This is a genomic window from Streptomyces pratensis (genome assembly GCF_016804005.1).
In the GTDB taxonomy this organism is placed as follows: domain Bacteria; phylum Actinomycetota; class Actinomycetes; order Streptomycetales; family Streptomycetaceae; genus Streptomyces; species Streptomyces pratensis_A.
The window spans coordinates 7,539,191-7,561,218 of sequence record NZ_CP051486.1; the positions used below are offsets into that span (position 1 = coordinate 7,539,191).

Here is a 22,028-nt window from a genome sequence, read left to right on the forward strand (position 1 = left end):
TCCCGGCCGTACTGTGGTCGGCAGGGCACAGAATCCCGTCCATGGGAGGAACCATGACCGCCGAGCCGATCACCGGGCACAGCAGCCGCTGGCCGGTGCCCCCGCAGGACGGATACACCGTGGACGACCTGTTCACGCTGCCTGATCTCCCGCCGCACACGGAATTGCTCGACGGGAGCCTGGTCTTTGTCAGTCCGCAGCGAGATTTCCACAGCACGATGATCGACCTTCTGACGAGCGGCCTCCGTCACAGCGCTCCGCCGGAGCTGAAGGCGCGCCGCGAGATGACCGTCGCCCTCGACCGGCGCAACGCCCCCGAGCCCGACGTCTGCGTCGTCCGCGCAGAAGCGGTCACCGGGCGGGAGCAGACCCGCTTCGAGGCCGCCGACGTGCTCCTCGCCGTCGAGGTGGTCTCCCCCGACTCGGAGGCCCGCGACCGTGACACCAAGCCGCAGAAGTACGCCACGGCGGGTATCCCGAACTTCTGGCTGGTCGAGATGGCCGGCAGCGACAAGCACCCGGTCGTGCGGGTCTACGAGCTGGACCCGGTGAACAAGACGTACGCCCTGACGGGCATCCACCACGACCGGCTCAAGGCCGGTGTCCCCTTCCCCGTCGACGTCGACATCTCGCCGGAGGCCCTCGACCGGCTCTGAGCGGTCACCCTGCGGTGCGGGTGACGGCGAAGATCCTGCGGAACGGGAAGACCGTGCCGTGCGGGCCCGCCGGGTAGGCGGTGTGCAGCAAGGCGCGGTATTCGGTGAGGAAGGCTTCGTGGGCCTCGGGGTCATCCGCGAGGGCGTCGAGGACGGGGCGCAGGCCGGTGCCCTTGACCCAGTCGAGGACGGGGTCCTCGCCCTGGAGGAGATGCAGGTAGGTGGTCTCCCAGACGTCCACGGTGCGGCCGGGTGCGGTGAGGTGTGCCAGGTATTCCGCGGAGGTGTGCACGGCGTCGCCGTGGCGCAGGAGGCCGCCGAGGCGGTCGTGCCAGCGGGGGGACCCGGCCAGTTCGCGCATGAGGGTGTGACTGGGGGCGTCGAAGTTGCCGGGTACCTGGAAGGCGAGGGTTCCGCCGGGGGCGAGGGCGTCCAGCCAGTGGGGGAAGCGGGCGGTGTGACCGGGGACCCACTGGAGGAGGGCGTTGGAGACGATGAGGTCGTACGTCTCGGTGGGTGTCCAGGTGCCGGCGTCGGCCTCGGCGAAGTCGAGGAGGGGGCCTGCGTGGGTGCGGGCGCGTTCGAGCATCTGGGGTGAGCTGTCGTAGCCGGTGATGCGCGCGCCGGGGTGGTGTTCCGCGAGGAGGGCGGTGACGTTGCCCGCGCCGCAGCCGAGGTCTGCGATCCGGGGTGCCGGTTCGTGCGGCAGGGGTCCGATCCGGGCCAGGAGGTCGAGGAAGGGCCGGGTGCGGTGGTCGGCGTGGCGGAGGTACTGCTGCGGGTCCCAGGTCGGTGCGGTCATGGGGCCAGGATCACCACGAGGATCTCTTGATGTCAAGACACTTGAATTCAAGAGACTTCATGTCGAGGGACCCTCTACACTGATCGACATGGAGGACGAGGTCGACCGACTGGTCGCTGCATGGCGCCGCGAGCGCCCCGACCTCGACGTGGAACCACTCGAGGTCCTGAGCCGCGTCTCCCGCCTGGCCCGGCATCTGGACCGGGCCCGCAGAATCGCCTTCGCGGAGCACCAGCTGGAGCCCTGGGAGTTCGACGTCCTGACCTCCCTGCGCCGTGCCGGTGCCCCGTATCAGCTCTCCCCCGGTCAGCTCCTCACCCAGACGCTGGTCACCTCCGGCACGATGACGAACCGCATCGACCGGCTGACCAAGAAGAACCTGGTGGAACGGCTGCCCGACCCGAACGACCGCCGCGGTGTCCTGGTCCGGCTGACCGACCTGGGCCGCGACAAGGCCGACCAGTCACTGGCCGGCCTGCTCGCCCAGGAGCGGGCCATCCTGGGCGAGCTCTCCCGTCGGCAGCGGTCCGAACTGGCCGGGCTGCTACGCCAGCTGACCGCCCCGTTCGACAACATCCCCGGTTAGCGCGGCCGGGCCCACCCCGGCCCGCCGGGCCAGCGCCACGGCCGCCAGGGTCGAGTGCACGCCCAGCTTCCCCAGCACGTTCTGCATGTGTGTACGCACCGTGTGCGGGGACAGGAAGAGCCGCTCCGCGACGGCCTTCCGGCCCAGGCCCGCCACCATGCAGCGCAGCACCTCGCGCTCGCGCGGCGTCAGCGACTCGACGAGCTGCTCGCTCTCGGTGCGGTGCTTCCGGGCCGCGGTCAGCTCCCGCAGGACCCCGGTCAGGAGAGCGGCCGGAAGGTGCGTCTCGTCGCGCAGCACGCCGCGTATGACCGTCAGCAGCCGTTGCAGCGAACAGTCCTTGGCGACCCACCCCGAGGCACCGGCCTGCAGTGCCGTCGCGGCCCTGAACGGGTCGTCCTTCTCGGCGAGCACCACCGTACGGATGTGGGGCTGGCCCGAACGCACCCCGGCCACCAGCGAGATGCCGTCCACCGGGCCGCTCCCGCCGTCCGGTGCGCGCGGCGCGGGAACGGTACGGGTACCGCCCGTGGCGAGGGTGCCCAGTTCGGCGTCGACCAACATCACGTCGTAACGGCGCCCCTCGGCGGTCGCGCGCTCCAGACATCGCAGCGCGGCGGGACCGCTGCCGGCCGCCGACACGTCGACGTCCGGCTCTGCCGCGAGTGCCGCGGCGAGGGACTCGGCAAAGATGCGGTGGTCGTCGACCACCAGAACCCGGATACGAGCCACAGACACCCCCACGCTGTGCGAGCTCCTGGGGCGCCCCGTTACCGGCCGGCCCCGGCGGGGACGGACCACGGCGGACACGACGCCCGGAGCATTCCGGTGAACCGCCGGCGCACGGCCGCCGCCGTGTGCCGGCCGCCACCCGCCCCGGGCGTCGCATCCGACTGTCTCGTCCCCTGAAACGACACCGGCCCCCACCGGTGCTGAGCATCAGCGTACGGCGGGCGGCGGGCGGCGGAAGGCGATTCGAGGAACTGACCGCCCAAGGTGTTTAGGGTGTTGTTCATGTTCCGTCTTGAGACCGAAGTGGACAAGGAACGTCGTATTCTGCTGGGCCGACGGCTGCACGACGACAACTGGGACGGATCACCGGAGCTACGCGCCCTGCGCTCCACCTCCGCGGAACACGAAGTCCCGCTGGAGGTCTGGCTCCTGGACGACCAGGGAGCCCTGGCCGGCGGGCTGAGCGGGCGGACCTGGGCCTACTGGCTCCATGTGGACCTGTTGTGGGTCGACACCCGCCACCGCGGCCTCGGTCTCGGCTCGCGACTGCTCTCCGAGGCGGAACGCCTCGCCCGCGACGACCGGGCCTGTACCCGCTCCCGGCTCGAGACCTGGGGTTTCCAGGCCCCGGACTTCTACCGGAAGCAGGGGTACGAGGTGGTCGGCGAGGTCGAGGACTACCCGCCCGGAGTCGCGGAGTTCATCCTGGTCAAGCAGCTGGAACGATCCGCCGGGCCCCCGCCGAGGGAACCGCGGGGAAGACTCCCGGGGCGGCGTGACCGGCCGCGGTGAAGGCCTCCGTGACGGCCTTGGCGACGGTGTCCGCCATCGCCTCCTCCACCAGCACGATCGCCGAGCCGCCGAAGCCGCCGCCGGTCATCCTGGCGCCGAGCGCCCCGGCCGCGTTCGCCGCCGAGACCACGAGATCCAGCTCCGGGCACGAGACCCGCAGATCGTCGCGGAGCGAGACGTGGCCCTCGTTGAGGACCGGGCCCGCCGCGCGCACCTCGCCCGCGTCGAGCAGCGCGATGACCTGCTCCACCCGGTGGTTGTCACTCACCACATGGCGGACGTAGCGCACGACCGACTCGTCCTCACCGGCCGCGGTGAGGGTCTCCAGGGCCGCGGCCAGGTTCTCGTACGGAAGGTCGCGGAGGGTCCCGATGCCGAGCGCCCGGGCGCCGGCCTCGCAGCCGGCCCGGCGCTCCGCGTACGCCCCGTCGCCCAGGGCGTGCTTGACCCGGGTGTCGACGACGAGCAGCTGGAGCCCGTGCGCGGGCAGGTCGAAGGGGACCTGGCGCAGGGTGAGGTCGCGGGTGTCGAGGTGCAGCGCGTGGCCCTCGGTGGAGCACGCCGAGGCCATCTGGTCCATGACGCCGCAGGGAACGCCGACGAACGCGTTCTCGGCCCGCTGTCCGAGCACGGCGATCTCCGGGGCGCCGAGGCCCAGCTCGAAGAGGTCGTTCAGGGCGAGCGCCGTGACGACCTCCAGGGCGGCCGACGAGGACAGGCCGGCGCCGACGGGGACGGTGGACGTGAGCTGGATGTCCGCGCCTGTGACCGGGTGGCCGACCTCGCGGAGCGCCCAGACGACACCGGCCGGGTAGGCGGCCCAGCCGTGGCCGGAGTGCGGGGCCAGCTCGTCGACTCGCAGGGAGACGACCCCGCCCGGCACGTCGGTCGAGTGCAGGCGCAGCTGTCCGTCGGTGCGGCGGGCGACGGCCGCGCGCGCCGTGTGCGGGAGGGCGAGCGGCATGACGAAGCCGTCGTTGAAGTCGGTGTACTCACCGATCAGGTTCACCCGCCCGGGTGCTGCCCAGATCCCCTCGGGGGCGGTCCCGTACAGCTCGGTGAAGGAGGCGGTCAGCTCGGCGTTGTCGGTCATGGTGCGGTGGGCTCCTCTCGGCGGGCGAACGTCCACGCGTCGGCGACGATGGCTGCCAGGTCCGCGCGCGACGGCTGCCAGCCGAGCCGCTCCCTGGCGGTGGCGGCGGAGGCGACGAGGACGGCGGGGTCGCCGCCGCGCCGGGGTGCGGCGGTCTCGGGCACCGGGTGGCCGGTGACCTGGCGGACGGTCTCGATGACCTCGCGGACGGAGAAACCGTTGCCGTTGCCGAGGTTGCAGATGAGGTGTTCGCCCGCGGTGGCCGCCTCCAGGGCCAGCAGGTGGGCCTCGGCGAGGTCGGCGACGTGGATGTAGTCGCGTACGCAGGTGCCGTCCGGGGTCGGGTAGTCGTCGCCGTAGACGGAGATCGACTCGCGCTGTCCGAGCGCGACCTGGAGGACCAGCGGGATGAGGTGCGACTCGGGGCTGTGGCGCTCGCCGCAGCTGCCGTAGGCGCCCGCGACGTTGAAGTAGCGCAGGGAGACGGCGGCCAGGCCGTGGGCGGTCGCCTCGCCGGTGATCATGTGGTCGACGGCGAGCTTGGAGGCGCCGTAGGGGCTGGTGGGCGCGGTAGGGTCGGTCTCCGTGATGGGGCTGGAGACCGGCTCGCCGTAGGTCGCCGCGGTGGAGGAGAAGACGAGGGTGCGCACCCCGGCGTCGCGCATGGCCGCGAGGAGGGCGGTGGTGCCGCCGACGTTGTTGACCCAGTACTTCTCGGGGTCGACGACGGACTCGCCGACCTGGGAAAAGGCGGCGAAGTGCAGCACTCCGTCGTAGGAGGCGTCCAGCCACTCGGCGGCGTCCTGGATGCGGCCCTCGATGAAGTCGGCGCCCTGGGGGACGCCCTCGCGGAAGCCGGTCGACAGGTCGTCGAGGACGGTCACGGTGTGGCCTGCCTCAAGCAGGTGCGCGGCGACGACGCTGCCCACGTATCCCGCGCCGCCCGTCACCAGGTACTTCTTGCCGGTGTTACTCACTCGCTCGCTACCTCTCGCAGTCGCTGGGCCGCGGCTTCCGGCGGCACGTCGTTGATGAACACGTTCATGCCGGACTCGGAACCCGCGAGGAACTTCAGCTTGCCGGAGGTGCGCCGGATGGTGAAAAGCTCCAGGTGCAGCCCGAACTCCTCACGGCCGGGGACCCTGAAGGGGGCCTGGTGCCAGGCCGAGATGTACGGGGTGGGCGGCTCACCGGGGCCGAAGATCCGGTCGAATCGCCTCAAGAGTTCCAGATAGATCTGTGGGAACTCTGTCCGCGCGCCCGCGTCGAGCTCCCGCAGGTCGGGGACGCGCCGGCGCGGGTGGAGGTGGACCTCGTAGGGCCAGTGCGCGGCGTACGGCACGAAGGCGACCCAGTGTTCGCCCTCCAGGACGATCCGGTCGCCGTCGGCCAGCTCGCGGGCGACGACGTCGTCGAAGAGGTTGCGGCCCGTCTCCGCGCGGTGGGTCTCCATGGAGCGGAGCATCTGCTCGGTGCGCGGGGTGACGAAGGGGTAGCCGTAGATCTGCCCGTGCGGGTGGCCGAGGGTGACGCCGATCTCGGCGCCCCGGTTCTCGAAGCAGAACACCTGGGCGACCTGCGGGAGCTCCGCGAGGTCGGCCGTGCGGTCCGTCCAGGCCTCCAGGACCAGGGCGGCCTGGACCTCGGTGAGGCCGGCGAAGGAGACCTCGTGGTCGGAGGTGAAGCAGACGACCTCGCAGCGGCCGGAGTCGCCGGCGAGGGAGGGGAAGCGGTTCTCGAAGACGGCGACGTCGTAGTCGGCGTCGGGGATCTCGCTGTGCCGGCCCTCCCGCGAGGGACACAGAGGGCACTCGTCGGCCGGCGGGTGGTACGTACGCCCCTGCCGGTGCGAGGCGATGGCCACGGAGTCACCGAGCAGGGGGTCGTGGCGGATCTCCGAGGAGGTCGAGACGGCGTCCAGCGGCCGCTGATCGGCGGCGTCGCGGACGACGTCGTCCGCCGAGTCGTAGTAGATCAGCTCCCGGCCGTCGGCGAGGGTCGTAACCGTCTTCTTCACCAGGCTCCTCCATGCAACGCCCTCTAAACAGAACCGCACATAACTAATCACAACTCAACAGAGGCGTCAATGGCGACGGATCCTGTGACCGCACCGTGGAGAAACGATGACCAGACCCGGACATTTCAACCTGTCCGATCACGATCAAACAAAGAACGCCACTCGGCCTGTTCATTTTCTGAACACATGAGCGTAGGTTCCGTCGGGTTCAGTTCGCGCAACGAAGCGAGTACCCCCCATGCAATATCTGGCCGAAGGGCTCCGGCTCCCCACGAACGGGCTCGATTACACAATCCTGGCGATCTACTTCGTCGTGGTGCTCGGCATCGGCTTCGCCGCCCGGGCCAGTGTGAAGACGAGTCTCGACTTCTTCCTCTCCGGACGGTCGCTGCCCGCCTGGGTGACCGGTCTCGCCTTCGTCGCGGCGAATCTCGGGGCCACCGAGATCCTCGGCATGGCGGCCACGGGCGCGCAGTACGGCGTCGCGGTCGTCCACTGGTACTGGATCGGCGCCATCCCCGCCATGGTCTTCCTCGGCCTGGTGATGATGCCCTTCTACTACCGGTCGAAGGTCCGCTCCGTGCCGGAGTTCCTGCTCCAGCGCTTCGACAGGTCGGCGCACCTGCTGAGCTCCATACTCTTCGCCTTCGCGGCGATCCTGATCGCGGGCGTGAACCTCTACGCCCTCTCGATCGTCGTGGAGGCGTTGCTGGGCTGGGACCGCTGGGTCGCGATCGTCGTCGCCGGTGTGTTCGTGCTGCTCTACATCACCATCGGCGGCCTCTCCTCCGCGATCTACAACGAGGTGCTGCAGTTCTTCGTGATCCTCGCCGCGCTGATCCCCCTCACCCTGCTGGGCCTCAAGCGCGTCGGCGGCTGGGACGGTCTCAGCGGCTCGCTGGAGAAGCAGCACGGCGCGGACTTCATGTCCGCCTGGGGCGGTACCGGCATCGGTGACGCCAACCCGCTCGGCGCGAACTGGCTGACGATCATCCTCGGCCTCGGCTTCGTGCTCTCCTTCGGCTACTGGACCACCAACTTCGCCGAGGTGCAGCGTGCCCTGTCGGCGAAGAACCTGTCCGCCGCGAAGCGCACCCCGCTGATCGCCGCCTTCCCGAAGATCTTCATCGTCTTCGCGGTGATGATCCCGGGCCTGGTCGCCGCCGTCGTCGTACCCCAGATCGGCACCCCCGGTTCGGACCTCACGTACAACGACGCCATCCCGCTGCTGATGCGGGAACTGCTTCCCAACGGTGTGCTCGGCATCGCGGTGACCGGGCTGCTGGCCGCGTTCATGGCGGGTATGGCCGCCAACGTGTCGTCGTTCAACACGGTGTTCACCACGGACATCTGGCAGCGGTACGTGAAGAAGGACCAGTCGGACGCGTACTACCTGCGATTCGGCCGGGTGATCACCGCGGTGGGTGTGCTGGCCTCGATCGGAACGGCGTTCATCGCCGCCAGCTTCTCCAACATCATGACGTACCTCCAGACGCTGTTCTCGTTCTTCAACGTCCCGATGTTCGTCGTCTTCATCATCGGCATGTTCTGGAAGCGCGCCTCGATGAAGTCCGGTGTCTGGGGCCTCGTCGCGGGTACCACCGCCGCGATGCTGAACTACTTCGTCTTCTACGAGCAGGGCATCATCGACATCCCGTCCGACCAGGGCGCCAACTTCGTCTCCGCCATCGTCGGATTCGTGGCCGGCGCGGTCGTCATGGTCGCCGTGACCCTCTTCACCGCTCCCAAGCCGGAGGCCGAACTGGCCGGTCTGGTCTACGGGACGGAGTCCCCGGACGCCGACGAGGCGCCGGACGAGGGCGACAGCGCCTGGTACCGCAAGCCCGCCCTGCTCGGCTGGGGAGCGATCGTCCTCGCCGCCCTCTGCTACCTGCCCTACTCGCTCTGATCGGAGGCACTCACCATGTCCGAACTGCACAAGGAAGTCTCCGAACTGGAGCGGAAGTCCGCGACCGCGGCCCGGCTCTTCGACATCCGGCGGATCATCGGCGGTCTCTTCGTGGTCTACGGAGTGATCGTCACCATCGCGGGGATCAACCCCTCCGAGGCCGACCTGAAGAAGGCCGAAGGCGTCCACATCAACCTCTGGACCGGCCTGGCCATGCTGGCGCTCGGGCTCTTCTTCCTGATCTGGATGAAGCTGCGCCCGGCCCAGGCACCGGACGAGACCCCCGGTACGCCGGAGGGCTGACCGACGGCCCCGCGGGGGCCGGACGGCCGCTCGTTCACACGAGGCCGTCCGGCCCCCGCGGCGTTCCCGCCGCCGCCCTGTCGAGCAGCCCCGTACGGGCCGCGAGTGCGGCGGCCTCCAGCCGCGAGCCGACGCCCAGCTTCATCAGAACCCGCTGCACATGCGTGCGCGCGGTGCTCGGGGCGATACTCATGCCCGCCGCGATCAGCCGGGTGTCCTCACCGTCGGCGACCCGCATCAGCACCTCGACCTCGCGCGGGGTCAGCATGCGCAGCAGCCGCTGGCCCTCGTCGTCCGGCTGGGCCGCCGGGTGCAGCAGCTCGGCGAAAGCGCCCCTCAGCAGCTGCGGGGCGACCGCGACCTCTCCCGCCCGGGCCTTGATCATGGCGCGTTCGACGCCCTCGATGCGTTCGTCGTGGCGGACGTAACCGGCCGCTCCCGCGGCGAAGGCCGCGGCGATCCCGCGCGGGCTCGGTACCGGGCCCAGCACCACGACGGCCACCTGCGGGCGCTCCCGCCCGATCCGTACGATCGGGTCGAACGCCCCGGGTTCGGCGGGCGCCGCCGTGCCGAACAGGCAGACCTCCGGCGCCCTGCTGACGACCAGTTCCGCGGCTCCGGACGTCGGCGCGGCTGCCGCGAGCACCCGGTGCCCGCGCAATTTCAGTGCCGAGGCGAGTGCCTCGGCGAGCAGACGGTGGTCATCCACCACCATGAGCCGCACGCCCATCGGAAACGCCCCCATGTGTGCAGCACCGTACCGCTGCGTAAACCTGAACAGGCCCCCCGGCCCTTCTGACCCGGCAAGTTACACGCTTGTTCGACGCTTCGCGCCCTCTACCGGCCAGAAGCCCCCCAAGATGCCGAATTCTGCGTCATTCAGGGCTACTTGCCCGTCGGAAAACGATCGGCCCTGCCGGTCGTTGATCAACCGGCAGGGCCGTCACTGCTGACCCGGGAACGGGCCGGGTGGGTCAGACGGTGCTGAAGGAGACGACGAGGTACTGCTTGTCGTCCAAGGAGCTGGACTTGCTGGGCTCACTGACCATCTGCTCGGAGATGAACAGCCGGCCCTTCTCGTAGATGAACTCCGAGTAGTCGACGGAGAAGGAACCCTCCGCGTCACGGACCGCCTCGTCGTCCGGATTGACCATCAGCACGGTCTGCTCGAAGGTCGATCCGTTGATCGAGACGATCTGTCCGCCCTTGTCGTACGGGGGCGTCTTGTACGCGATGATGTTGGAGCCGTCCATGCGCAGCGGGGTCAGGGTGTACTTGTCGCCCGCGTCCGCCCTGCCTCCGACGAGCTTGCCGGTGGTGAGGTCGAAGGCGACGATCTCGTTGGTGTCGCCGTACTCGCCGCCGCCCTCGTGCTCCTCGGTCGGCACGTAGAGCTTGTTGTTGCCGACGGCCACGGCGCTGCACTGCTCGACCTCGGTGGAGTCGCACTCCGCCGCGTACTTGTCCGAGTCCGCCGAGATGCGGACGATGAGCTTGCCGGTCGCCGCGTCGATGGAGAAGAAGTCCGAGACGGCGCTGCCGTCGTCGGCGGTGTCGCCGACGTTGGCCGCGACCACGAGCGGCTTGGTGGAGACGACGCCCGCGTACTTGACGCCGGCCGGCATGGTGTACGAGGACAGCGGTGCGCCGTCGGCCGGATTCAGTGCCTGGATGATCAGCTGCGGATCGTCGTAGGAGCCGCACCTGCGGACCACCGCGAGGGCCTCGCCGCCGCCGTAGCCCATGTCGAAGCAGTTGTTGGTGTCGGCCTTCGGCTTCCAGAGCTCGGCGCCGTCGGCGAGGTTGAAGGCGGCGCCGCCGCTGGTCCCGCCCACCGCGACCGTGGAGCCGCTGAGTGTGATCTCACCGAACCTGACGGGCTCGTCACCGCTGCGGGTGGAGGTCACGGACTTGCTCCACATGAGCTTGCCGGTGGCCAGGTCGAGCGCGCCGACCTGGGTGCAGGAGGGGTACTTGTCCTCGGCGGTCGCCTTGCCCTCCTCGAAGACGACGGCCGTCTTGAAGTCCTTGCTCATGTGCCGGGAAGCGGCACAGACCTGGCCGGTCAGCGGGATCGACCAGAGCTTGGTGCCCTTGGCGAGGTCGTAACCGACGATCTCGTACACGCCGGTCTTCACGTACACCTTGTCCGTGACCCAGGAGCCGGCCACGAGGGTGGTGTCGGTGACCTTCGGGTGGGGAAGCTGGAAGCCGACCTTGGCCTTGGTGTCCGCCGGGGCCTTCTCGGTGCCGCCGGCCAGGCCGTCTCCCTTGCCGCCCTTGCCCTCGCCCCCGCCGTCCGCTCCGGCCGAGGACGCCTCGTCCTGCTTGCCTTCGTCGCCGCCGCTGGAGGCGTAGAAGACACCGCCGCCGATGATCAGCACCACGGCGACGACCGCGGCGACGATGATCTGCATCTGGGTGCTGAACTTCTTGCCGCCGCCGGGCTGGGGTGCGACGTACTGCGGCTGCATCGGTGCGGTCGGGTAGCCGTACCCCTGCTGCGGCGCCATGCCGGGCTGTCCGGGCGGCGGCCCCTGCGGGTAGCCGTAGCCGGGCTGTCCGGCCGGCGGCCCCTGCGGGTAGCCGTACGCGGGGTCCTGCGGCGGCTGTCCGGGCGCGGTCGGCTGCGGGGTGCCGTAGCCACCGGGGGGAGGGGGAGGCGGGCTGCCGTATCCACCCGCGGGAGGGGTGGGCGGGCTGCCGTAACCGCCTGCGGGAGGGGTGGGCGGCGTGGCCGGGGGCTGCTTGCCGAACTGGTCGGAGGGCGGCGGGGTGGGCGCGCCGAATCCGCCGGGCGGCGGGTCCTGCGGGGCGCCGAATCCGCCCTGGGGCGGTTCGTTGGGCGGCTGGGGCGGCTGGGTCATGGCGTACGTACCTCTGCGGGGTCTGAGAAGGAGGAGCGGCTGCTGCCGTGGTCGGCCGTCACTTGCCGAAGGCCATAATGATCGTCTGCTCCTTCTCCTCGTCGTCGCTGCCGGCGCTGACGCGGTCGCTGACGACGAAGGAGCGGCCGCCGGCGTAGACGGTCCTGGAGGAGAAGAAGTTCTCGATCTGGGTGGTCGAGTCCGGGTGCTGCAGCAGTACCTTGGGCGCGCCTCCGGTCGGTGCGATCGTCGCGATCGCCCCGCCCTTGTCGTACGAGGGCTCCAGGTAGACCAGGACGTTCCCGCCCTCCATGCGCAGCGGCTTCATGGTGCGCTCGGCGGGCGCCGGGGACTTCCACTTGGTCTTGCCGGTGTTCAGGTCGAACGCGATGACCTTGTTGGTGCGGCCGCTGCCGCTGGTGTCGTCCTCGGTCATCATGTAGAAGGTGTTGGCGTCGGCGGCGAGACCGCTGCAGCCTTCGAGGTTCGCACCGAAGATCGAGAAGTCGTTGCCGCAGTCGACGCTGAACTTGTCCTCCTTGTCACCGACCAGCTGGGAGCGGAGCGTTCCGTTCTCCTTGAGCGCGAGAATGGACCACTTCTTCTCCTCCCGCTGGGTCAGTGAGACGACGAGGGGGCTCACCGAGTAGACCTTGTCGATCTCCCAGCCGCGCTTGGGCTGGTACGACCACTTGGCCTTCCCGGTGGTCGGGTCGATCTCCTGGACCTGGTGCTGCGGGTTGCTCGCGTCGTCGGTGCGGCAGCTGGTCGCGGCGATCAGCTTGGGGCCGCCCGCGAAGGCGAACGGCTGGCAGTTGCCCGACGGCTTGCCGAACAGCTCCGTACCGTCGCTGACCCGGTAGGCGTTGGAGTTGCTCGTGCGGCCGACGGTCACGGTGTCACCGCTGATCGCCAGGCCGATGTCGGACATCATGTCCCAGGTGCCGTTCTTCTTGACCGACTTCTTCCAGCCGGTCTTGCCGGTGTTGAGGTCGATCATCTGCAGATCGGCGCAGTCGGCCTTGTCCGTGGTGCCGTTCATGACGCCGATGACGATCTTGCCGTCGGCCGTGGCCGTACCGGGCGCCGCGCACATGTCGGCCGGCAGGGGAATGTTCCACTTCTGCTTGCCGTCGGCCAACGAGTAGCCGGAGACCGAGCGGTACATGCCCTTGACGAGGGTGTCCCCGACGATCCAGGGGCCGTACACGTCAGCGCCGTTGCGCGGCAGGTCGACGTCGTTCTTCGTCAGCCAGAGGACCTTCGCCTCGCCCTCCTTGCGCCCGGCGTTCAGGTCGTCGTCCGCCTCGCGCCCGTCGCCCTTGCCGTCACCCTGGTCGACGCTCGGCGAGGAGCTGGGGTCCACGGCGCCGCCGCTGGACTTGGAGACGGGCTTCTTCACCTCGTCACTGCCGCTCACGGCAAAGAAGACGCCGCCGCCGACGACGAGGACCACGGCGAGCGCCGCGCCGATGACGACGGCGGGCTTGCCCTTGAAGGGGCCTCCGCCGGAACCGCCGGGCGCCGGCGCGCCCGGGTACTGCTGCTGCGGGTAGCCGTAGCCGGGCTGCTGGCCGTACGGACCGGGCTGCTGCGCGTACGGGCCGGACGGGGCTCCGTACGGTCCGGGCTGCTGGGCGTACGGGCCGGGCTGTTGCGCGTACGGGCCGGCGGCAGGCTGTCCGGGTGCCGGCTGGCCGGGGGCCTGGGGGTAGCCGTAACCGGGCTGCGCCCCGGGGGCCTGCGGGTAGCCGTAGCCCGGCTGCGTGGGGGGCGGCGCCTGCGGGGGTGCGGGCGGCATCTGCGGAGGCGCGGCCGGTGGTGTCTCCGGCTGCTGCGGCGGCTGAGGAGTGCCCTGCGGTTCCTGCGGAGCCCCGAAGCCCCCCTGCGGCGGTTGCTGGCTGGGCGGCTGGGTCATCAGCACGTCCCCCTTCGTGCGGTCCGGTGCCCGGTCCGGACTCCCCCGCGATTCCGCTGGGCTCAGAGGATCACGTGCAGCGAATCTCTGAATTCCCCCCGGAATGGAGCGAATCGGGCATGGGTTCCGCGGCGTTACGACAGTCGAGCGGGGCTTCTTTGTACCACCCGCACCACACCGGGCACCGGATCGGTCCACCCCCTGTTCCCAAGGGAGAACCGGGCCGTGATGCCGTCGTTACGCACCTGCCGTGGCCGTACGGGGCGCCCGTTCCCGACGCTCCGTCAACTGTGTGCGAGCGGTGCGAGTTTCGCGGAGCACTCGCGGTCGCGCCGCCGGCGGAGCACTCGCGCGGTCGGCGGAGCGCTCGCGGTCGCGCGGTCACGGGCCGAAGACCAGCACGCCGGTCGCGGCCATCTCCGCCTCGTCCTCGTCCGCGCCGATCCGCTGCGGGAGGAGGAAGGAACGTCCGTCGCGGTAGGTGACCCTCGGCAGGAAGAGCGAGTCCTCGGTATCGGCTGCCGACGCCGGGTGCTTCAGCAGTGTCGCGTACGTCCCGGTCGAGGCGTCCAGCGTGCCGATCTCACCGGCCTTGCGGTACCCGGCCTGCACGTGCACCAGCACCTTCCCGCCCTCCATGCGCAGCGGCAACATGAGGCGCCCGCCGGGTGCGGGGGTCTTCCACACCGGTTTGCCGGTGGCCAGGTCGAAGGCGACGACCTTGTTGGTCTCCGCGTCCGCCACGGGCTCGGGCTGCGTCGAGAAGTAGAACCTGCTCGTGTCCGCCGCGACCCCCGCGCAGCCGTCCAGATTGCCGCCCTCCTGCACGGAGTCCTCACCGCACCGGAAGCCGTAGTCCTCGTCGCCGCCCGCCATCTGGGAGCGGTAGGTCCCGTTCTCGTTCAGGACGACGACCGCCCACTCCTCCTCCTTCGCGACCGAGATGACGGGCGGCCGGACGGAGAAGACGTGTGTCACCGACCAGCCGGGCTTCAGCGCGTAGGTCCACTTCGGTGCCCCGGTGACCGGGTCGACCTCCTGGACCTGCTGGCTCACGGGATCGGCGGGCTCGGCCTGGCAGCTGACGGCCGCGATCATCCGGGCGCCGCCGGTGAAGGCGAAGGGCTGGCAGACACCTTCCCGCTTGCCGAACAGTTCCTTGCCGTCACTGACCCGGAAGGCGTCGGAGGCGGTGTTGCGCCCGAAGGTCACAGTGTCCCCGCTGATCGACATGGCGACGTGGGACAGGCCGTCCTGCGAGGCGGACCTGTCGACCGTCTTCTTCCAGCCCGCCTTGCCGGTGCGCAGGTCGATCATCTGGAGGACGGAGCAGGTCGCCTTCTTCTCCGAGACGTTGTCCTCGATGCCGACGACGACCTTGCCGTCGGCCGTGGGGGCGGCGGGTGAGGCACAGATGTCCGTGGGCAACCGCAGACTCCACTTCTCGGCCCCGTCGGTAACCGCGTAGCCGGTCACCTTGCGGTACATGGCCTTGGCGACGATGTCCCCGGAGAACCACGGGCCGTGCGTCTTCTCCCCGTACTGCGGGAGGTCGACCCCGTTCGCCGCCAGCCAGGCCACCTTCGCCTCGCCCTGCTTGCGCCCGGCGTTGAGCTCGGCGGCGGTCGGTCCGGTGAACGTCTCGTCCTTGTCCGTCCCGGAGGAGCCGCCGGACTTCTCGGACTCGCCGCCCGGCCCGGCGACGGGCTTCTTCTGCCCGCCCCCGCCGTCGCCGGTGGCCAGCCAGACCCCGCCGCCGGCCAGGAGCAGCACGGCGAGCACGGCACCGACGACCACGCCGGTCCTGCCCTTGAACCGGCCGCCGCCACCGGGCCCGCCCGTCGGGGGCGCCGTGACCGTGGGCGGCTGGGGCGGGTAGCCGTATCCCGGCTGCGGGCCGTACGGACCCGGCGCCTGGGCGTACGGGCCGGGCTGCTGGGGGTACGGCTGAGCGTACGGACCCGACGCCTGGGGGTACGGGCCAGGCTGTTGGGGGAACGGCTGGGCGTACGGACCCGGCGCCTGGGGGTACGGGCCCGGCTGCTGAGGGTGCGGCTGGGCGTGAGGCCCCGGCTGCTGAGGGTGCGGCTGGGCGTGAGGACCCGGCTGCTGAGGCGGGTATCCGTACCCCGGCGATGGCTGCGGAGCCCCCGGCGGCGGGTCGTACGGTGCCCCGAAGCCCCCTTGCTGCGGTGGCTGGCTGGGCGGCTGGGTCATCAGCACGTCCCCCTTCGTGCGGTCCGGCGCCGGGTTCGTCCAAGCGGTCGAGCGGAGCTTCTTTGTACCACCCGCCGCACGTCCGGCCGGAGCCGCGGCGCCCCGCTCGGCATACCGTCAACCGGCGTCCGTGCCCTGCCGTTTCACCGTGACGGCCTCCTGCTCACTCACCGAAGGCCATCATCGTCTTCAGGTTCGCCTCGGCTTCGTCGTCCTCGTCCATGCCGACCAGCGGCAGCGTGAGGAGGGACCGGCCGTCCTCGTAGCGGACCTCAGCCGCGGTCATTCCCGACTCGATCCCCGCCGTGGACGCCGGATGGGTGAGCACCGTCCGCAGCGCCCCTCCCGTGGGCGCGAGTGTGGCGATCTCGCCTCCCTCGGTCCTGGTCGCCGCCACGTGGAGCAGCAGATTCCCGTCGTCCATGCGCAGCGGTTCGATCCTGCGCCCCATCGGGGCGTCGGCCGTCCACTTCTGACTGCCGGTGTTCAGGTCGAAGGCGACGATCCGGTTGTCCACGTCGAAGGCGACGTGCTTCCGCTTGGTCGACACGTAGAAGGTGTCGCTGTCCGCCGCCACCCCCGCGCAGTCGTCCCTGTTGCGGGTCACCACCAGGTAACCCCCGCACCTCACCTCGTAGTCGGCGAAGCCGAGACCGACGTCCCGGGTGCCCAGCTCGATGTGCGACCGGAGGGTGCCGTTGTCACGCAGGGCGATGGCCCGCCACCGGTCGCCCTTCTGCACCGAGACGATCAGGGGGCTGATGGAGTAGACCTGGTCGACGGCCCAGTCCTTCTCGATCGCGTACTCCCACTTCTTCTGCCCGGACCCGGGGTCGAACTCCTGGACCTGGTTACCTCCGGGGCAGTCCGCGACCGCCATCATCCGGGGGCCGCTGAGGAACGCGTAGGACCGGCACCCGCGGGGCTCCGTGCCGAACAGCTCCTGCCCGTCGCCCGCCCGGTAGGTGTGGACGTGGCCGGGTCGCGAGTACGTCACGGTGTCGCCGTTCGACGCCATGACGACGCGCTTCTCGACGTCGGCGACAGCGGGTTCCGGGAGGGTCTTCTTCCAGCCCGGCTTCCCCGTCCGCAAGTCGATCATCTGCAGGACGGTGCAGTCCGTGCCGTTGTCGGACTCCTTCGCCTGGACCGCGACCACGATCTTGCCGTCCTCGGTCGGCCTGGTGGGGGCCGCGCAGATGTCGTCCGGCATCCGCAGGCTCCACCGCTGCTCGCCGTCGGCCATCGAATAGCCCGACACCGTCCGGTACACGGCCCTGGCGACGACGTCTCCGGCTTCCCAGGGTCCGTACACGCCCATGGCCCGCCCGGGGAGGTCGGCACCGAGGCTCTGGAGCCACCGGACCTTCGCCTCACCCGGTTCACGCCGGGCGTCGAGCCGCGCCGCCAGCTCCGCGTCGCCGGCACCGACGCCCTTGCCGTCGCCCTTGTCCGCAGTGGGGGACGGGCCAGTCGCCTCGCTCGTGGCCGGCTTCTTCCCGTCGTCGCCGCTCAGGCCGAACCAGACGCCACCGCCGGCGATGAGGACCAGGGCGAGCACGGCGCCCACGATCACACCGGTCCTGCCCCTGGAGCGGCCACCGCCACCGGGCCCGGCCGGTCCGCCCGGCGCCGCGGTCGGCTGCTGCGGCGGAAAGGCGTGACCGCCTTGCGCCGAGGGCCCGTAGGGCCCGGGCTGCTGGGCGTAGGGGCCGGCGGCCGGGCCCGCCCCCTGCGGGTAGCCGTGCCCGGGGGCCGCACCCGGATACGGGTCGTACGGTGCCCCGAAGCCCTCCTGCGGTTGATGGCCGGAAGGCTGAGTCATCGGCGGAGTCCCCTCGTACGGTCATGGCTCCGCAGGGTCACGCCAACCCGAGCGGGCCTAATTTCTACCACCCGCCCGGGCCCGGCCTCCCGGCCGGGCCGAACCGCCCCTCAGGCGTCCTCGGCCAGCTCCAGCCAGCGCATCTCCAGCACGTCCCGCTCCGCGACCAGCTCACGCAACTCGGCGTCGAGCTCGGCGACCTTCCCGAAATCGGTGGCGTTGTCGGCGATCTGCGCGTGCAGCGCGGTCTCCCTGGTCGACATCTTGTCGAGCTGCCGCTCGACCTTCTGGAGCTCCTTCTTCGCGGCACGGGCCGCCTGCGGCGACACGGCCTCGGCAGGCGCCGCCTTCGGCGAGGAGGCCCCGGCGGCGGAAGCGGGGGTGGCCGTCTCCTCCATGCGCTGCCTGCGCTCGATGTACTCGTCGATGCCGCGCGGGAGCATCCGCAGCGCACGGTCGCCGAGCAGGGCCATCACCTTGTCCGTGGTCCGCTCGATGAAGAACCGGTCGTGGGAGATCACGATCATCGATCCGGGCCAGCCGTCGAGGAGGTCCTCCAGCTGGGTCAGGGTCTCGATGTCCAGGTCGTTGGTGGGCTCGTCGAGGAAGAGGACGTTGGGCTCGTCCATCAGCAGACGCAGGATCTGGAGACGCCTCCGCTCACCACCGGACAGGTCACCGACCGGCGTCCACTGCTTCTCCTTGGCGAAGCCGAACTGCTCGCAGAGCTGCCCGGCCGTCATCTCCCGGCCCTTGCCGAGGTCGACCCGGTCGCGCACCTGCTGGACCGCTTCGAGCACCCGCAGGTTCGGGTTGAGCTCCGCGACCTCCTGGGAGAGGTAGGCGAGCCTGACCGTCTTGCCGACGACGACCTTCCCCTCGGCCGGCTGTACGTCGCCCTGGCTGCGGGACGCCTCGGCGAGCGCCCGCAGCAGCGAGGTCTTGCCCGCGCCGTTCACGCCGACCAGGCCGATGCGGTCACCCGGGCCGAGCTGCCAGGTGAGGTGCGTGAGAAGGGTCTTGGGGCCGGCCTGGACGGTCACGTCCTCCAGGTCGAACACGGTCTTGCCCAGCCGCGCGTTGGCGAACTTCATCAGTTCGCTGGTGTCACGCGGGGGCGGCACGTCCGCGATCAGCTCGTTCGCGGCCTCGATGCGGTAGCGCGGCTTGGACGTACGGGCGGGGGCACCCCGCCGCAGCCACGCCAGCTCCTTGCGCATCAGGTTCTGCCGCTTGGACTCCTCGGTCGCGGCGATCCGCTCCCGCTCGGCCCGGGCGAACACGTAGTCGCTGTAGCCGCCCTCGTACTCGTGGACCGAGCCGCGCTGGACGTCCCACATGCTGGTGCAGACCTGGTCCAGGAACCACCGGTCGTGGGTGACGCAGACGAGAGCGGAGCGACGGGCGCGCAGATGTCCGGCCAGCCAGGAGATGCCCTCGACGTCGAGGTGGTTGGTGGGCTCGTCGAGGACGATCAGGTCCTGCTCGGCGATGAGCAGCTTCGCCAGGGCGATCCTGCGCCGCTCACCGCCGGAGAGCGGGGCGATGACGGTGTCCAGACCGTGCTCGAAGCCGGGGAGGGCGAGGCCGCCGAAGAGCCCGGTCAGCACGTCGCGGATCTTGGCGCTGCCCGCCCACTCGTGGTCGGCGAGGTCGCCGATCACCTCGTGCCTGATGGTGGCCTGGGGGTCCAGCGAGTCGTGCTGGGTGAGGACGCCGAGGCGCAGCCCGCCGTTGTGGGTGACCCGGCCGGTGTCCGCCTCCTCCAGCTTGGCGAGCATCCGGATGAGCGTCGTCTTGCCGTCGCCGTTGCGGCCGACGACGCCGATCCGGTCGCCCTCGGACACCCCGAGGGATACACCGTCGAGCAGGGCACGGGTGCCGTACACCTTGCTGACCTGCTCGACATTGACCAGATTGACGGCCATTTCACTCCTGCGTCGGGGATCCCTGCGTCGGGGACCGCTCGACGTCCCAGAGTAGTCGCCGCGCGGGGTGCGATAGCGTGCGGCGATCGATCATGGGGAGTAACCCCAGGTCGGAGCGGTTCGGAACATCTCTGGGGTGGGGACTTCATGATGCGCTGCGCGATACGGGCTCTGCTGCCGGCGGCACTGGCGACAATGGTGCTGGCCGGCTGTTCGTCGCAGTCCGGCGGCGGTGACACGGGCAAGAACGGGGACGGTGCACCTTCGAGGGCCGCGAAGAGCGGCGCCGTGGAGAAGGGTGTCACGCTCGGCGCCCCCGGCTCGGCCTGCGAGCTGCCCGTGACCTTCGACCTGGCGACGGGCTGGAAGCCGGAGACCGTGGAGGTGGATCCAGGCTCCGAGTTCGCGGAACTGGGACAGCAGGGCTCGGCCACGATGGTCTGCGAGATCGACGCCAAGCCCGCCGGGAACATCGGATACATCCGGGTCTGGCAGGCCGAGGGGTCCGGCACCGCACCGCGAGCGGCGCTGGAGGACTTCGTGGCCGGCGACGCGAACGCGTCCGCGGCGTCGTACGAGGTGACGGAGGCGGGAGCGGTGGCAGCCGCTGAGGTCACCTACACGGTGCGCCCCGAGCTGTCGGACGAGCGGAAGAAGGAGAGGGCCTTCGCCGTCGCGACGCCCGAAGGGCCGGTCGTGGTGCACCTGGGCGGGCTGGACTCCCAGGAGCACGAGGAGATGCTCCCCGCGTACGAGCTGGCTCGGAACACCCTGAAGCTGAACTGACAGGGCGCCCCACCCGCTGCCGCGTCCATTGCCGCCCCCCAGGACTCGTGCGTACGCCATCCGGCACGTACAGGATTCCGTACGTACCGAGGGGGCTGCTGTGCGAACGATGCACACCGGCTCATCTACCGCGTGGTCGACGACGAGGTGCGTATCGTCGCGTGCCGGTATCAATACGGTCGCTGAACGGCCTCCCGCGAGCGCGGCCCCGGCCCGGCCCTCACCGCCCCGCACGCTCGACCAGCAGCCAGCCGCCGAGTGCCATCGCCACGGCCGCGGGGGCGCTGACGTGGACGGCGATCAGCAGTGCGGTGTGCCCTTCCAGCAGCCCCGCGTAGCCGACCATGGACAGCCCCAGCACGCCGAGCAGGGCGAAGGTCACGCCGATCGCCGACACGGCTCCCGCGCCGCTCGCGCCCCTGCCCGGGGTGACACGGACGGGGCGCTCGAAGGTGCGGAAGGCCGTGACCAGGACCGCGGTGACCGCGGCGGCGGCAGCGATCCGCAGCGGCACCTGCGCCCACCAGGTGCCGGTGGCCGGCTCGGGCAGGGGGAGGCCGAGGGCGAGCATCGCCCCGTACACGCCCAGCATCGCGGTGAGGTGCCACAGGAACGCGGTCATCGCGACGCCGTTGGCGGCCACGACCGCGCGCCAGACGCGGGGCCGGGCTGCGAGCCGGGCGCCGGGCGCCCGCAGCAGCTCGACCGCCCCGACCAGCCACAGGCCGTGGCCGAGGAGGGCGAGCGTGGGAGGCGCCATGTTGCTGATCTTCTCCCCGGGCATCCCGACCATGGAGAGCGGATACGGGCCGAAGGCCACCAGTGCGACGGCCGCGGCGAGCCCGGCACCGGCGAGGAGCGCGGGCCGGCGGATGCGGCCGTCGGCGCGCAGGAAGCCGAGCTGGTGCACCGCGAGCCAGACGAACGCGAAGTTCAGGAACTCGACGTACGGGACGCCTGCCGCGAAGCGCAGGAGATCCACCGTGGCGGCGGCCCCCGCGAGTGCGGCGAACGCGCCCCAGCCGTAGCGGTCGTGCAGCCTCAGCAGGGCCGGGGTGAAAGCGACCATCGCCAGGTAGATGCCGATGAACCAGAGGGGCTGGGTCACCAGCCGCAGCGTCACACCGGTCAGCCCGCCTCCACCGCCGAGCAGTTGGACGACGAGTGCGGCGACGCCCCACACGAGGACGAAGACCATCGTCGGCCTCAGCAGCCGTTGCAGCCGGGCGCGCAGGAAGGACGGGTACACGGAGACCGTGGAGCCCTCGGGCCGCCTGCGGAGCAGGGACCGGTAGGACAGTGCGTGGGAGAAGCCGCCGACGAAGAAGAACACCGGCATGATCTGGAGGACCCAGGTGAGCAGCTGGAGTCCCGGCACGACGGCGAGGAGGTTCCCGACCCCCTCGGTGGTGACGGCGGCCATCAGCCAGTGGCCGAGGACGACCGTGCCGAGCGAGGCGACGCGCAGCAGGTCGATGTAGCGGTCCCGGGTGACGGGTGTGGCCTCGGCCAGTTCACGAACAGGTGATCCCATGCGCATACGGTCGCGCCGGAGCCCGGGAGGGCGGCAGCGCGACCGTACTCAGTTCGCGTCTGA

At 70.6% G+C, this 22,028-nt stretch carries 17 protein-coding genes and 1 pseudogene; 6 read left to right on the forward strand and 12 right to left on the reverse strand.

What is annotated here, in order from left to right; genetic code table 11:
- The first annotated feature begins 53 nt into the window (after positions 1–53).
- Complete coding sequence (locus HED23_RS31585; protein WP_203187721.1) at positions 54–656, forward strand: Uma2 family endonuclease; 603 nt, start codon at positions 54–56, stop codon at positions 654–656.
- Between the two features lie 4 nt (positions 657–660).
- Here the strand turns inward: HED23_RS31585 and HED23_RS31590 are convergent, their stop codons facing one another.
- Positions 661–1,458 carry a trans-aconitate 2-methyltransferase gene (locus HED23_RS31590; RefSeq protein ID WP_203186730.1) on the reverse strand — a complete coding sequence of 266 codons (798 nt, stop codon included), beginning with the start codon at positions 1,456–1,458 and terminating at the stop codon, positions 661–663.
- An 88-nt stretch (positions 1,459–1,546) separates the two neighbouring features.
- On the opposite strand from HED23_RS31590, the gene HED23_RS31595 reads away from it, so the two are divergent.
- Positions 1,547–2,044 carry a MarR family winged helix-turn-helix transcriptional regulator gene (locus HED23_RS31595; protein ID WP_203186731.1) on the forward strand — a complete coding sequence of 166 codons (498 nt, stop codon included), beginning with the start codon at positions 1,547–1,549 and terminating at the stop codon, positions 2,042–2,044.
- Here HED23_RS31595 and HED23_RS31600 read toward each other — a convergent pair.
- On the reverse strand, positions 2,003–2,776 hold the full coding sequence (locus HED23_RS31600; RefSeq protein WP_238442333.1) for a response regulator transcription factor: 774 nt from the start codon (positions 2,774–2,776) through the stop codon (positions 2,003–2,005). The genes HED23_RS31595 and HED23_RS31600 overlap by 42 nt on opposite strands.
- A gap of 282 nt (positions 2,777–3,058) precedes the next feature.
- On the opposite strand from HED23_RS31600, the pseudogene HED23_RS31605 reads away from it, so the two are divergent.
- A pseudogene (locus HED23_RS31605) lies at positions 3,059–3,496 on the forward strand (GNAT family N-acetyltransferase); the annotation flags it as partial.
- On the opposite strand, the gene galK reads toward HED23_RS31605, so the two are convergent.
- From galK to galT, 3 genes are read right to left on the reverse strand one after another with little or no spacing between them, the layout of a single operon-like run.
- Positions 3,486–4,661 (reverse strand): galactokinase, encoded by a 1,176-nt coding sequence (galK, locus tag HED23_RS31610; protein WP_203186734.1) that lies wholly within the window; start codon positions 4,659–4,661, stop codon positions 3,486–3,488. The pseudogene HED23_RS31605 and the gene galK overlap by 11 nt on opposite strands.
- Entirely contained in the window at positions 4,658–5,638 is a 981-nt protein-coding gene (gene galE / locus HED23_RS31615; RefSeq protein ID WP_203186735.1) for a UDP-glucose 4-epimerase GalE, read from the reverse strand. The genes galK and galE overlap by 4 nt, the downstream gene beginning before the upstream one ends.
- The gene (gene galT / locus HED23_RS31620; protein ID WP_203186736.1) at positions 5,635–6,678 is read right to left on the reverse strand and encodes a galactose-1-phosphate uridylyltransferase; all 1,044 of its coding nucleotides are present in this window, start codon (positions 6,676–6,678) and stop codon (positions 5,635–5,637) included. Before galT ends, galE begins: the two co-directional genes overlap by 4 nt.
- A 238-nt stretch (positions 6,679–6,916) precedes the next feature.
- On the opposite strand from galT, the gene HED23_RS31625 reads away from it, so the two are divergent.
- Positions 6,917–8,587 (forward strand): sodium:solute symporter family protein, encoded by a 1,671-nt coding sequence (locus tag HED23_RS31625; RefSeq protein ID WP_203186737.1) that lies wholly within the window; start codon positions 6,917–6,919, stop codon positions 8,585–8,587.
- A 15-nt stretch (positions 8,588–8,602) separates the two neighbouring features.
- Positions 8,603–8,890, forward strand: a complete 288-nt coding sequence (locus HED23_RS31630; protein WP_203186738.1) for a hypothetical protein — start codon at positions 8,603–8,605, stop codon at positions 8,888–8,890.
- Between the two features lie 34 nt (positions 8,891–8,924).
- Here HED23_RS31630 and HED23_RS31635 read toward each other — a convergent pair whose 3' ends face one another.
- The 6 genes from HED23_RS31635 to HED23_RS31660 form a co-directional block, all read right to left on the reverse strand.
- Positions 8,925–9,620 carry a response regulator transcription factor gene (locus HED23_RS31635; protein ID WP_203187722.1) on the reverse strand — a complete coding sequence of 232 codons (696 nt, stop codon included), beginning with the start codon at positions 9,618–9,620 and terminating at the stop codon, positions 8,925–8,927.
- 244 nt (positions 9,621–9,864) lie between these two features.
- A complete protein-coding gene (locus HED23_RS31640) occupies positions 9,865–11,757 on the reverse strand; it encodes a PQQ-binding-like beta-propeller repeat protein (protein ID WP_203186739.1) in 1,893 nt (630 codons plus the stop codon).
- Between the two features lie 58 nt (positions 11,758–11,815).
- Positions 11,816–13,675 (reverse strand): PQQ-binding-like beta-propeller repeat protein, encoded by a 1,860-nt coding sequence (locus HED23_RS31645; protein ID WP_203186740.1) that lies wholly within the window; start codon positions 13,673–13,675, stop codon positions 11,816–11,818.
- Between the two features lie 381 nt (positions 13,676–14,056).
- Positions 14,057–15,892 (reverse strand): PQQ-binding-like beta-propeller repeat protein, encoded by a 1,836-nt coding sequence (locus HED23_RS31650; protein WP_203186741.1) that lies wholly within the window; start codon positions 15,890–15,892, stop codon positions 14,057–14,059.
- 163 nt (positions 15,893–16,055) lie between these two features.
- The gene (locus HED23_RS31655; protein ID WP_203186742.1) at positions 16,056–17,717 is read right to left on the reverse strand and encodes a PQQ-binding-like beta-propeller repeat protein; all 1,662 of its coding nucleotides are present in this window, start codon (positions 17,715–17,717) and stop codon (positions 16,056–16,058) included.
- A gap of 110 nt (positions 17,718–17,827) precedes the next feature.
- Positions 17,828–19,645: an ABC-F family ATP-binding cassette domain-containing protein gene (locus HED23_RS31660; protein WP_203186743.1), complete on the reverse strand. Its 1,818-nt coding sequence runs from the start codon at positions 19,643–19,645 to the stop codon at positions 17,828–17,830.
- Between the two features lie 147 nt (positions 19,646–19,792).
- Between HED23_RS31660 and HED23_RS31665 the strand changes: the two genes are divergently transcribed.
- Entirely contained in the window at positions 19,793–20,431 is a 639-nt protein-coding gene (locus HED23_RS31665; RefSeq protein ID WP_203186744.1) for a lipoprotein, read from the forward strand.
- A gap of 220 nt (positions 20,432–20,651) precedes the next feature.
- Here the strand turns inward: HED23_RS31665 and HED23_RS31675 are convergent, their stop codons facing one another.
- Positions 20,652–21,965: an acyltransferase family protein gene (locus tag HED23_RS31675; RefSeq protein ID WP_203186745.1), complete on the reverse strand. Its 1,314-nt coding sequence runs from the start codon at positions 21,963–21,965 to the stop codon at positions 20,652–20,654.
- Positions 21,966–22,028 lie beyond the last annotated feature (63 nt).